The following is a 12357-nucleotide window of genomic DNA, read 5'->3' on the forward strand; positions in this document are numbered from 1 at the left end:
GTCCGCCGCCGACGACATCGGTGCCGGTGACGACGTAGCCCTTGACGCCGCCCGCGAGGGCGTTGCGCACGGCACCGATGTCGTCGGCGGCGGACAGGGCCAGGCCGTTGGGCCAGCCTGCGGCTCTGGTCTCGGAGAGCAGGGTGAGACCGGAACCGTCGGGAAGGTGGACGTCTGCCACACAGATGTCGCGGGGGTTGCCGATGCGGGGACGAGCCTCCGCGACGGACGAGGCCTCGATGACGTCGCGCACACCGAGCGCCCACAGGTGGCGGGTGACGGTGGAGCGGACGCGCGGGTCGGCCACGACCACCATGGCGGTCGGCTTGTTCGGGCGGTAGGCGACCAGGCTTGCGGGCTGCTCAAGAAGAACGGACACCAGGCCTCCTGGGGTGCGGGACGACTTTCAAGGTCACAGTCGTCTTCGGCACCAAACCCCAGGTCCTTTAGAGAAAGATCACGATTTAGTGAGGAGCAATCAGTGCAATTCGGACACGCTGTCGATCGTTCGGTGAACGAAACGGCTCGTTCGAGGGGTCACTCCTGATTGAAAGTGGCCGTATCGACAAAGACACCGGCAATGATCGGTAAGACCTCGGTGTGCCTCGGGTAAGGCTCAGCGTGACTGCGGGCCCCGGCGCTGCGGCAGCGTGACGATGGACGCGTCGCCCGGACCCGCCGGCGGCAGGCCCGCGACCTGGGCCAACAGATCGCACCAGGAGGCCAGATGCGCCGCCGTGTCCGGGACACCGCCGAGCCCCTCGCGCGGCGTCCACGAGGCACGGATCTCGATCTGGGACGCGGACGGGCGCTCGGACAGCCCGCCGAAGTAGTGGGAGCTGGCCCGCGTGACGGTGCCGCTCGCCTCGCCGTACGTCAGGCCGCGCGCCTGGAGCGCGCCGGTCAGCCACGACCAGCACACGTCGGGCAGCAGCGGGTCCGCCGCCATCTCCGGCTCCAGCTCCGCGCGCACCAGCGTCACCAGCCGGAACGTGCCGTGCCAGGCGTCGTGCCCGTCCGGGTCGTGCAGCAGCACCAGCCGGCCGTCGGCCAGGTCCTGGTCGCCGTCGACGACCGCGGCCTCCAGCGCGTACGCGAAGGGGGCGAGCCGCTGGGGCGCGGGCGTCGGATCGATCTCGATCTGCGGCCTCAGCCGGCTGTTCCGCAGGGCCTTGACCGCGGCCTGGAAAGCCGGCGGCGCCGCACCGCCCCCATCCCGGTCCCCCTCCTTGGAGTCGTCCATCCCGTCAGCGCCATCCGACAATCGTCCCTGAGCCGCAGCCATGCGGGAAGATTAAGGGGAACGGAGGCATCGTGCGGGACTAGACACCCGCTCTTCCGCTCAGCACACCGTGTAATCGCGTTCTGGCGCCGTGCGAGACTTGCCCCGTGAGTGCCAACCAGAGCCCCGCGGGCCAGCAGCCGACCGCCACTTACGACTCCGCCTTCATGAAGGCGTGCAGGCGCGAGCCCGTGCCCCACACACCGGTTTGGTTCATGCGGCAGGCCGGGCGTTCGCTGCCCGAGTACCACAAGGTGCGCGAGGGCATCCCCATGCTGGAGTCGTGCACGCGTCCCGAGCTGGTCGCCGAGATCACCCTCCAGCCCGTGCGGCGGCACAACGTCGACGCGGCGGTCTACTTCAGCGACATCGTCGTCCCGCTCAAGGCCATCGGCATCGACCTCGACATCAAGCCCGGCGTCGGCCCGGTCGTCGAGAAGCCGATCCGCACCCGCGCCGACCTGGCCAGGCTCCGCGACCTCACCCCCGAGGACGTCTCCTACGTCACGGAGGCCATCGGCCTGCTGACCGCCGAGCTCGGCTCGACCCCCCTCATCGGCTTCGCCGGCGCCCCGTTCACCCTCGCGAGCTACCTCATCGAGGGTGGCCCGTCCCGCACGTACGAGAACGCCAAGGCGATCATGTACGGCGACCCCGAGCTGTGGTCCGACATCCTCGACCGCCTCGCCGACATCACGGCCGCCTTCCTCAAGGTCCAGATCGAGGCGGGCGCCGGCGCCGTCCAGCTCTTCGACTCCTGGGCCGGCGCCCTCTCCCCGGCCGACTACAGCCGCTCGGTGCTCCCCGCCTCCGCGAAGGTCCTCAAGGCGGTCGAGGGCTACGGCGTCCCCCGCATCCACTTCGGTGTCGGCACCGGCGAGCTGCTGCGGCTGATGGGCGAGGCCGGCGCGGACGTCGTCGGCGTCGACTACCGCGTCGCGCTGGACGAGGCCGCCCGCCGGGTCGGCCCCGGCAAGGCCCTACAGGGCAACCTCGACCCGGCCGTCCTGTTCGCCCCCACGGAGGCCGTCGAGGCGAAGACCCGCGAGGTCCTCGAAACGGCGAAGGACCTTGAGGGCCACATCTTCAACCTCGGGCACGGCGTGATGCCGAACACCGACCCGGACGCGCTCACCCGGCTCGCCGAGTACGTCCACATCCAGACGGCCCGATAGCCGCGCTCACCACGTGTGCCGGGGCCGGGCCCGCCTGCCGAACAGCAGGCCGCGCGGTTCCGGCGGCGGGGGAGTGCCCGCCTTGAGCGGCCAGGCGAGCAGCATGCCCGCGATGAAGCCGACGACGTGCGCCGCGTACGCCACGGTGCCCGCCTCGGAGACGCCCTCGCCCGCCGAGTAGAAGGCCTGGAGCACGAACCAGAAGCCCAGCACCAGCCAGGCCGGCAGGCGCAGCGGCAGGAAGAACAGGAACGGCACCAGAACCCACACCCGGGCCTTCGTGTACAGCACCAGATAGGCGCCCAGCACACCGGCGATCGCCCCGGAGGCGCCGATCAGCGGGTCGGCCGAGTTGTCGTTGAGCAGCGCGAAGCCGTAGCCCGCCGCGTAACCGCAGACCACGTAGAAGAGCGTGTAGCGGATGTGGCCCATGCGGTCCTCGACGTTGTTGCCGAAGATCATCAGGAACAGCATGTTGCCCAGCAGGTGGATCCAGCTGCCGTGCAGGAACATCGCGGTGAAGACGCTCAGCGGGGCCGACTTGTCGTAGGTCGGCGGGCCGGCCGCGCAGGCCGGGCCGCCGGGGCCGGTCTGGACGGCGCCGGTCGGGACGAGCTGTGGCATCTGGTGGTGGATCAACTCCCGCGGCACGGCCGCGTAGTGGTCCAGGAACGCCTGAAGATGGCACAGCTGCGAGAGGTCGCTGCCGCCCGCCACGGAGCCCGCCATTCCTGGCGTGAACAGGAAGACGAGCACGTTCGCGGCGATGAGCGCATACGTCACCCAAGGGGTACGGCGCACCGGGTTCACGTCATGGACGGGGATGACCACAAGGGATTAGTGCCCCCGATACGCGCGGCGAACCGGTGAACACCGCCGTCCGCCTGTGCGTATGACTCCTCAACCGCCCGCGGCGCGGGGAAGGCGTGTCGCGGGGACGACGTGAGGAACAGGCGATGAACGACCGAATTTCTCCTCAGCTGACCGCCACGCCCGACGGCGAGGCCGAGATCTCCCTGGTGGTGCGCCTCCCCTGGGAGGACGTCGCCCGGCTCGGTCAGGAGGCGGGACGGCTGGCCGCGCAGATGCAGCGGCCGGTGACCCTGGACGAGGCGGTGAGCAACCGGCTGCGGTCCAACGCGCTGGGCGCCCACGCCAAGCCGGCCGGGGCTCAGCCCGCTGCGATGGTGCCGCCGAGCGCGTCGGTGTCCTCGCTGCCCGCCAGGCCGCCGGCCGAGCAGGCACGGCAGGCCATAGACCGCATCAACGGCACGGCGTAAACGCTTTACCGCAGGCCCGCCTGGATCTTGGCGGCTGCCTTTCGGGCCGCCACCAGGACCGGGTCCCACACCGGTGAGAACGGCGGGGCGTAGCCCAGGTCCAGGGCCGTCATCTGTTCCACCGTCATCCGGGCCGTGAGGGCGACCGCCGCGATGTCGACACGCTTCGCGGCGCCCTCCCGGCCGACGATCTGCACGCCCAGGAGACGGCCGGTACGGCGTTCGGCGAGCATCTTCACCGTCATGAGGGCGGCCTCGGGGTAGTAGCCCGCGCGGCTGGTCGACTCGATGGTGACCGTCTCGAACTGCAGGCCCGCGCGGTGGGCGTCCTTCTCGCGCAGCCCGGTACGCGCGATCTCCAGGTCGCACACTTTGCTGACGGCCGTACCGACCACCCCGGGGAAGGTGGCGTAACCGCCGCCCACATTGGTGCCGATGACCTGCCCGTGCTTGTTGGCGTGGGTCCCCAGGGCGATGTGCCGCTCCTGCCCGGAGACCAGGTCGAGCACCTCGACGCAGTCGCCCCCGGCCCAGATGTTCTCGTGCCCGCGCACCCGCATCGCCAGGTCGGTGAGCAGCCCGTCGTGCTGCCCGACCGGCAGCCCGGCAGCCTTCGCGAGCGTCGTCTCCGGGCGTACACCGATCCCCAGCACCACCACGTCCGCCGGATACTCCGCGTCCTCCGTGACCACCGCCCGCACCCGCCCGTCGTCCCCGGTGAGCAGCTCGGTGACGTGGGCGTCGTCGACCATGGTGATGCCCAGGCCCTCCATCGCCTTGTGCACCAGCCGCCCCATGTCCGGGTCGAGCGTCGACATCGGCTCCTTGCCCCGGTTGACGACGGTCACGTCATACCCGCGGTTGACGAACGCCTCCGCCATCTCCACCCCGATGTACCCGGCCCCGACCACCACAGCGCGACGGCCACGCGTGCGTGCCAGCGAGTCGAGCAGCGCCTGCCCGTCGTCGAGCGTCTGCACCCCGTGCACTCCGGGGGCGTCCACGCCCGGCATGTCCGGTCGGATCGGCCGGGCCCCGGTCCCGATCACGAGCTTGTCGTACGAAGTCCAGGACTCGGCCCCGGAATCGACGTCACGCGCGCGTACCCGCCCGCCCGCGACGTCGAGCTCCACGACCTCGGTGCGCATGCGCAGGTCGATGTCGCGATCGCGGTGCTCCTCGGGGGTGCGGGCGATCAGCTCCTCCGGCGCGGACACGTCGCCGCCCACCCAGTAGGGGATGCCGCACGCCGAGTACGAGGTGAAGTGGCCGCGCTCGAAGGCGACGATCTCCAGCTCGTCCGGCCCCTTCAGACGGCGGGCCTGCGATGCCGCGGACATGCCCGCGGCGTCACCGCCGATGACGACCAGTCGTTCCCGGGTGCCCCTCGCACGGCTCATGCTCATGCGAACACGCTACGGGGGCCGATCATTTCAGTCCTGCCCGCCTTCCTCCTCCGGCAGCGGACCGACCCCGGTGGCCGCGGGAACGGCCGCGGTCCGGCGCGGCCGTACGAGACGCAGCCACACGACGAGCGCCAGCGCCGCCACGGCCGCGAACGGCAGCACCGCGCCGAGCGACAGGGCGATCCAGCGCAGCATCGTCACGAAGACGTGCCAGCCGCCCGCCACGGCGTCCACGAAGCCGGGACCGTCGTCCTTCGCGGCGGCCTTCGCCACCGGGGTCTGCGACAGGGACAGGGTGATCGTGGCCAGGCTCGTGCGGTCCTTCAGGGAGGCCTGTTGGGCGAGCAGCGCCTCCAGGTCGGACTCGCGGGTGCTCAACTCGCCCTCCAGCTCCACCACATCACTGAGCTTCGTGGCCCGGTCCATCAACGCACGCACGCGTGCCACGCTGGCCCGCTGCGAGGCGATGCGGCTGTCCACGTCCACCACCTGGTCGGTGACGTCCTGCGCCTTCGCGGTGCGGTCGAGCAGCTTGCCCGCGCCCTCCAGGTCGGCGAGGACCTCGTCGTACTTGTCGCTGGGCACGCGCAGGACGACCCGCGTGCGCTCATGGCCCTGCCCGTCGCGGCTGGTCGACTCGTCGCCGACGAACCCGCCCGCGTTCTCGGTGGTGGTACGGGCCTCGTCGAGCGCCTTCGGTACGTCCTTGACCCGCACGGACAGCGAGGCCGTACGGATGATGCTGCTGGCGGTGAGCTTGGGGACGGCCTTGGTGTTCCGGGCGTTTCCGCTGCCCGACGCGCCCTCCTGCTGGGCGGCGTCCGGGGCGACTGCCTTGGCGCCCGCGCCGGAGTCGCTGGCGCTCTTCTCGCTCGCGCCGCCGCTGCACCCGGCCAGCGCGAGCGCCGAGGCCAGCAGGAGGCCGGCCAGGGCCTGGACGGGGCGTGCGGAGTGTCGTGTGCGCATGTGCTGGTACCCCCGAGGGTCGTCGTGACGACTGACGCACCTTCGACGCCCGGACCGGGCAGGACGTTGGCGGGAAACGGTTCCGATGCGGTCACGGTCGGGACTCGCGCCGGACACCGGGCCGGAGTCGGACTGTCAGTGGGGTCTGAGAGGCTGGGGGCATGCGCGAAGTGGAGACTCGTACGGGTACAGGGCATGTCGTCGTCATCGGCGCTGGGATCGGCGGGCTGGCCGCCGCACACCGGCTGCTGGACAGAGGCGTGCGCGTGACCGTCGTCGAGGCGTCGGAGCGGGTCGGCGGCAAGCTGCTGCCGGGAGACATCGCGGGCGCCCGCGTGGACCTCGGCGCCGAGTCGATGCTGGCCCGCCGCCCCGAGGCCGTCGCGCTGGCCCGCGAGGTGGGCCTCACCGACCGCCTCCAGGCGCCCGCCACGGCCACCGCGTCGATCTGGACCCGGGGTGCGCTGCGCCCCATGCCCAAGGGCCACGTCATGGGCGTCCCCGGCACCGCGTCCGCCCTCTCCGGAGTCCTCTCGGACGAGGGCCTGCACCGCATCGAGCGCGACGCCGACCTGCCCCGCACGGAGGTCGGCGACGACGTCGCGGTCGGGGAGTACGTGGCGGCCCGCCTCGGCCGCGAGGTCGTCGACCGCCTCGTCGAGCCCCTCCTGGGCGGTGTCTACGCGGGCGACGCGTACCGCATCTCGATGCGCTCGGCAGTACCGCAGCTGTTCCAGGCCGCGAAGACCCACGACTCCCTCACCGAGGCCGTCCGGGGCATCCAGGAGCGCGCCGCCGCCGCACAGCAGACCGGCCCGGTCTTCATGGGCATCGAGGGCGGAGTGGGCCAACTGCCGCTCGCCGTCGCGGAGTCGGCACGCGCGCGGGGCGCCGAGATCCTCACCGGGACACCGGCCACGGAGCTGCGCCGGAGCGGGGCAGCAGGCTGGCGCGTCGTCGCCGGAGACCGCGTGCTCGACGCCGACGGGGTGATCGTCGCCGTACCCGCCCCGGGCGCCGCCGAGCTGCTGCGGCCCGAAGCACCGGGCGCCGCCGCCGAGTTGGGCGCCGTCGAGTACGCCTCGATGGCCCTGATCACCCTCGCCTACCGCCGCGCGGACATTGAACTCCCCGAAGGCAGCGGCTTCTTGGTGCCACCGGTAGACGACCGCACCATCAAGGCATCCACCTTCGCCTCCCAGAAGTGGGGCTGGATCGCCGACGAGAACCCGGACGCGGTCGTCCTGCGCACCTCGGTGGGCCGCTACGGCGAGACGACGATCCTGGAGCGCGACGACGCCGGCCTGGTGGACGTCTCGCGCCACGACCTGCGCGAGGCCACCGGCCTGGACGCCAGGCCCCTCGCGACCCGCGTCACCCGCTGGACCGACGGCCTGCCCCAGTACCCGGTCGGCCACCACGCGCGCGTGACCCGTATCCGCGAACACGTGAGCAAGCTTCCCGGCCTGGCGGTGTGCGGCGCGGCGTACGACGGGGTCGGTATCCCGGCCACCATCGCGAGCGCGTACGCGGCCGTCGAGCGGCTGACCGGCGACCCGGTGCCGAGCGCGTCCGGCGGAGCGGGAGAATAGCCCCATGAGCGACGACGCCCCCACCACCGAGCCCGGCCGCATCCCGAACAAGGGCAAGCTGGCCAAGGACCTCAACGAGGCCATCCGCTACACGCTGTGGTCCGTCTTCAAGCTGAAGGACGTGCTGCCCGAGGACCGCGCCGGTTACGCCGACGAGGTCCAGGAGCTGTTCGACCAGCTCGCCGCGAAGGACGTGACCGTACGCGGCACCTACGACGTGTCGGGCCTGCGTGCCGACGCCGACCTCATGATCTGGTGGCACGCCGAGACCGCCGATCAGCTCCAGGAGGCGTACAACCTCTTCCGCCGCACGAAGCTCGGCCGCGCCCTGGAGCCGGTCTGGTCGAACATGGCGCTGCACCGCCCCGCCGAGTTCAACCGCTCGCACATCCCGGCCTTCCTGGCCGACGAGACACCGCGCAACTACATCAGCGTGTACCCGTTCGTGCGCTCCTACGACTGGTACCTGCTCCCCGACGAGGACCGCCGCCGCATGCTCGCCGACCACGGCAAGATGGCCCGCGGCTACCCGGACGTGCGCGCCAACACGGTCGCCTCCTTCTCCCTCGGCGACTACGAGTGGCTCCTGGCCTTCGAGGCCGACGAGCTCTACCGCATCGTCGACCTCATGCGCCACCTGCGCGCCTCCGAGGCCCGCATGCACGTCCGAGAAGAGGTCCCCTTCTACACGGGCCGCCGCAAGGACATCGGCGACTTGGTAGCAGGCCTGGCGTAGGCGCCCTGTTTTTTAGTCTTTCAGGGGCGCGGGGAACTGCGCGACCAGCCCCCACCGGGCCCGCAGACGAATCACTGCCAGGTCGGTCGCGCAGCCTTCGGCTCAGCATGCGGAGCACACGCAGCCCGCCGCTCAGGCAACCGCCCCTCCAACAGGTAAGCGTCCAAATACCCGTTGACGCACTTGTTGGATCCCCCCGCGATCCCATGAGTCCCCGCATCCCGCTCGGTCACCAACACCGAGCCCGACAACCGCCGCTGCAACTCCAGCGCCCCGCCGTACGGCGTAGCCGCATCCCGCTCGGCAGCCATGATCAGCACCGGCGGCAACTCCCCGGGCCCGGTCCGCACATCGAGGGGCTGCTGACGCGGCTCGGGCCAGTACGCACAGGGCAGATTCATCCACACGTTGTCCCACGTCTCGAACGGCGCCACCCGCGCGAGCCGGGTGTTGTCCCGGTCCCAGACACTCCACTCGGTGGGCCAGGCCGCGTCGTTGCACTCGACGGCCGTGTACACCGCGTTCCCGTTCTCCGCCTCGACGGCCGCCCCCGGCGTCGGTCCGGCCTGCTGGATCAGCGGCTTCGGGTCGCCCTTCAGGTACGACGACAGCGCGGCGGCGCTGTGCGGCCAGTAGTCGTCGTAGTACCCGGCCGACAGGATCGCGCCCTGCAACTGCGCCGGCCCCACCTTGCCGCCCGCGGGCTTCTCGGCGAGCCGTGCCTCGGCCCTGCGGTAGCTGCCGAGCACCTTCTCCGCCGTGTCGCCGAGGCCGTAGACGTCGTCGTGCTCGGCGATCCACTCGCGGAAGTCCGTCCAGCGGCCCTCGAACGCGGCCGACTGGTCGAGGTTGTTGCGGTACCAGATCTGCTCGGGGTCCGGGTTCACCGCCGAGTCGAACACCATCCGCCGTACGTGCGTGGGGAACAGCGTCGCGTACAGCGCCCCGAAGTAGGTCCCGTAGGACGCACCCATGAACGTCAGCTTGTCCTCGCCGAGCGCGGCGCGCAGGACGTCCAGGTCGCGGGCGTTGTTCAGGGAGGTGTAGAAGCGGAGCTTGCTGCCGGAGCGCTTGGCGCAGCCGCGCGCGTAGGTCTTGGCCTCGGCGATGCGTTCCTTCTTGTACGACTCCGAGGGGTACGTCGGCGACTGCGAGGGCGCCTTGAAGAAGTGCTTGGGGTCCTCGCAGGACAGGGGTGCCGACTTGTCGACCCCGCGCGGGGCGTAGCCGACGAGGTCGTAGGCCGACGCGATGCGCTTCCACTCGGGGAGCATGCCGATCAGCGGGAAGTAGAGGCCGGAGGCGCCGGGGCCGCCGGGGTTGTAGACCAGGGAGCCCTGGCCGGGCACTCTGCGCTTGCTGTTGTGCGGGTCCTTGTGGGTGGCCCGGGCGCGGCTGACGGTCAGTCTGATCTGCTTGCCGTCGGGGTGCGCGTAGTCGAGCGGGACGGAGACCGTGCCGCACTCCATGACGCCGGGCAGGTCCTGCGCGTCGGGGCACTTCCCGAAGGTGATGCCCCGCGCGCGGGCGTGCGCGGCGGCCAGCGCGGTGCCGGTGAGTTCGGCGGCCCGGACTCCGGGCACGCCGGGGTTACCGGTGGCCGGGGCGGCGGCGAGGGTGGTGAGGAGCAAGGACCCGGCGGCCGAGTACAGGGCGGCGGCTCGCATGGTGGGGTATCCCTTCGGAGCACGGCTGCAACAAAAGGGATGTTTCGTTCGGCCGTCGGCGAAGGCAAGCACCATCGGGCGGTGTCGGCCCCAATGACCCCTGTGCGCCCCCGGGGAGCGCCTTCACGCTGCGGTCAGCGGCGCCACTCGTACTGCTCGCGGTGCGCGAAGGCCGCCCGTAGATCCGGCTCGCCGACCGCGCGGATGCCGCGTACGGCGACGGACGTCAGATATGTACGGTCGTCCCCGCTGCCCGCGTGCCGGGCCAGCGTGCCCAGCAGCCGCTGACCGGCCGGGGAGGCCCAGCGCGAGTACGGGTGCACCTCGACCCGCGCGATGGCCAGACAGCTCAGCGTGAGGGCCAGCGGCAGCGCGAACCAGAGCGCGACCAGCCCCCGGGGCATCTCGGCCCCCGGCGTCAGCAGCGCGGTCGCGCCCAGCACGAGCACGACGAGCGCGGCCGCCCGCACCTGCCGTACCCCGGCCGCAACGGTCGTACTGCTGCCGTCCGGTACGGCCAGACCCGCGTCGACGAGCCGGACCGCGACCTCGCGCACCGCGTCCGTGGCCGCCGCGGAGGCCCGCACCGGGCCGATCCGGGACTGGCCCTCGGGCCCGATCGCGCCTATCACCGACCGCTCGATGGCGTCCCGGCCGCGCGGGTCGACGACGGTCGCCCAGCCGGTGTGCGCGAGCAGCAGCCGGTGCTGCCGCGCCATGGAGACGAGCGTCAGATCGGCGACCCGCGCGGGACCGCCGGACAGGAACGCCGCCTCGTAGAGCGTCAGATCGTGTCCTGTGCCCGCGTCGTCCGTGTCGACGGCCGCTCTGACGGCGGCCAGGCACAGCCGCGTGCACGCCGTGCCGGCGACGGCCCAGGCCAGGAGCAGGAGGAGGACCCAGAACATGCCACGTTTCTATGCCAAAGGCCCAGCTTGACGCCATGCCTTGTTCACAATCCGGACGGAGCGTTGTCGGTATGTGACGTTCCGATTGGCCGGAAACGGACTACGGCCGAAACGGTTCTACGGCTGGGCCGACGGCGGTGGGGCGGAGGCGGCCGGCGGGAGCGTGTAGGTCGGGGAGACCGACGGGGTCAGCGGGACCACCTGGCCGGGGTCGGCCGCGGCGGAGACGCTGGGCGCCGGCGAACTCGACGCGGCCATGTCCCGGGCCAGCGCGGCGAAGTCGACGTACCCGGTGGCCTCCAGGACCTTGATGTGGTCCAGGACGGTCGTGTTGGCGTCGTCGGCGAGGGCGCGGACGAGGGAGTTCTGGGTGGTGGCGCGGACCTGGGCGACCACCGTGAACACCTTGCCGTGCGCGAGGCGCAGGATGTTGGCGAACTTGCGGTCGAAGTCCACGCCCTGCGCCGCGTTGAGCGTCGCGAGCCACTGCTGTTGCTGTGCGTTGGGCTGGTTGGGCAGCGGCACCCCGAGCCGGGCGGCGACGTCACGCACCCGCTCGTCCAGGAACGTGTGCCCGTCGATGAGGTGCTGCCCCGCCGTCCGTACGGCGGCGGTCGTGCCCTTCTCCTCGGCCTGCTGGCCGGCCGGCAGCTCCCACAGCCCGGCCAGCCGGACCCTGGTGACGAAGTCCCGGTCCAGGGCGGACAACGGCCCGTACTGCGTGGTCACGGTCTGGTCGCTGAGCACGGCGGCACCGGTCGTCCCGGACCGGTCGGCGTAGGACCAGACCGGGAAGATCAGCGCGGCCAGCGTCGCGGTCAGGCCCATGACGATGACGCCGGTGCCACTGAATATGCCTCGGCCTTGGACGGGGGGTCGCGGTCGCATGGGGTGCCTCCTGTTACGGCACCGCACGTGAGTGTGCTTTTCGTGCGCTTCTCGTGCGGAACCGCAATATTACTGTGGAGTCACTGTCACCTTCCAAGGCCCCACGTCAGCCGCACCTCACTCCCCTCGCCGGCCCCACCTCGGCCCCTCAGCGGCGCAGCAGCACCCGCCGGGTGGCGCGGGCGAGCCGGACCGCGGGCCGCGTCGAGCGCGGGGTCGGCCCCGAGCGCTCCAGCCACCACTCCCGCACCTCCCGCCGCACCTCCGCGTCCTCGGGCCCGCCCGAGAGCAGCAGCTGCCCGGCGAAGTCCAGCGCGTCACGCCGGTAACCGCCGGTCATCGGGTGCGAGTGCGCGTACGCGAGGAAGGCCGGCCGGTACGAGTCCCCGAGGATCAAGGGCAGTTCGGGAGCCACCTTCGCCACTACGTCGGCCCGCTTCACCCCGAGTGCCCGCGC

The 12357-nt window shown here is 71.6% G+C and carries 13 protein-coding genes; 4 read left to right on the forward strand and 9 right to left on the reverse strand.

Annotation, left to right across the window (positions count from 1 at the left end; all coding sequences use genetic code 11):
• Both AC31A1_RS34295 and AC31A1_RS34300 read right to left on the reverse strand, forming a co-directional pair.
• A partial coding sequence (locus AC31A1_RS34295) for a response regulator (protein WP_489657052.1) occupies window positions 1-379 on the reverse strand: 379 nt, incomplete at its 3' end.
• A gap of 237 nt (window positions 380-616) precedes the next feature.
• On the reverse strand, window positions 617-1243 hold the full coding sequence (locus tag AC31A1_RS34300; protein WP_489657053.1) for a DUF3000 domain-containing protein: 627 nt from the start codon (window positions 1241-1243) through the stop codon (window positions 617-619).
• 146 nt (window positions 1244-1389) lie between these two features.
• Between AC31A1_RS34300 and hemE the strand changes: the two genes are divergently transcribed.
• Entirely contained in the window at window positions 1390-2457 is a 1068-nt protein-coding gene (gene hemE, locus AC31A1_RS34305; protein WP_489657054.1) for a uroporphyrinogen decarboxylase, read from the forward strand.
• Between the two features lie 6 nt (window positions 2458-2463).
• Here the strand turns inward: hemE and AC31A1_RS34310 are convergent, their stop codons facing one another.
• Window positions 2464-3288: a rhomboid family intramembrane serine protease gene (locus AC31A1_RS34310; RefSeq protein ID WP_489657055.1), complete on the reverse strand. Its 825-nt coding sequence runs from the start codon at window positions 3286-3288 to the stop codon at window positions 2464-2466.
• 125 nt (window positions 3289-3413) lie between these two features.
• Here AC31A1_RS34310 and AC31A1_RS34315 point away from each other — a divergent pair, with 125 nt between their 5' ends.
• The gene (locus tag AC31A1_RS34315) at window positions 3414-3737 is read left to right on the forward strand and encodes a hypothetical protein (protein WP_266773529.1); all 324 of its coding nucleotides are present in this window, start codon (window positions 3414-3416) and stop codon (window positions 3735-3737) included.
• 5 nt (window positions 3738-3742) lie between these two features.
• On the opposite strand, the gene AC31A1_RS34320 is transcribed toward AC31A1_RS34315, so the two are convergent.
• Together AC31A1_RS34320 and AC31A1_RS34325 are read right to left on the reverse strand one after the other, a co-directional pair.
• A complete protein-coding gene (locus AC31A1_RS34320; protein ID WP_489657056.1) occupies window positions 3743-5143 on the reverse strand; it encodes an FAD-dependent oxidoreductase in 1401 nt (466 codons plus the stop codon).
• A 27-nt stretch (window positions 5144-5170) separates the two neighbouring features.
• Entirely contained in the window at window positions 5171-6109 is a 939-nt protein-coding gene (locus AC31A1_RS34325; protein WP_489657057.1) for a DUF4349 domain-containing protein, read from the reverse strand.
• Between the two features lie 161 nt (window positions 6110-6270).
• On the opposite strand from AC31A1_RS34325, the gene hemG reads away from it, so the two are divergent.
• Window positions 6271-7701, forward strand: a complete 1431-nt coding sequence (gene hemG, locus AC31A1_RS34330) for a protoporphyrinogen oxidase (protein WP_489657058.1) — start codon at window positions 6271-6273, stop codon at window positions 7699-7701.
• Between the two features lie 4 nt (window positions 7702-7705).
• Complete coding sequence (gene hemQ, locus AC31A1_RS34335) at window positions 7706-8437, forward strand: hydrogen peroxide-dependent heme synthase (protein ID WP_489657059.1); 732 nt, start codon at window positions 7706-7708, stop codon at window positions 8435-8437.
• Window positions 8438-8508: 71 nt separating this feature from the next.
• Here hemQ and AC31A1_RS34340 read toward each other — a convergent pair whose 3' ends face one another.
• From AC31A1_RS34340 to AC31A1_RS34355, 4 genes are all read right to left on the reverse strand, one after another.
• Window positions 8509-10104, reverse strand: a complete 1596-nt coding sequence (locus AC31A1_RS34340; protein WP_489657060.1) for an alpha/beta hydrolase — start codon at window positions 10102-10104, stop codon at window positions 8509-8511.
• Window positions 10105-10238: 134 nt separating this feature from the next.
• Complete coding sequence (locus AC31A1_RS34345) at window positions 10239-11012, reverse strand: TIGR04222 domain-containing membrane protein (protein ID WP_489657061.1); 774 nt, start codon at window positions 11010-11012, stop codon at window positions 10239-10241.
• Between the two features lie 117 nt (window positions 11013-11129).
• Entirely contained in the window at window positions 11130-11900 is a 771-nt protein-coding gene (locus AC31A1_RS34350; protein ID WP_489657062.1) for a DUF4142 domain-containing protein, read from the reverse strand.
• A 148-nt stretch (window positions 11901-12048) separates the two neighbouring features.
• Window positions 12049-12357: SCO6045 C-terminal-like domain-containing protein (locus AC31A1_RS34355; RefSeq protein ID WP_489657063.1), on the reverse strand; the 309-nt coding region annotated here is incomplete at its 5' end.

The sequence above is a fragment of the Streptomyces sp. P5F9 genome, from assembly GCF_057961495.1.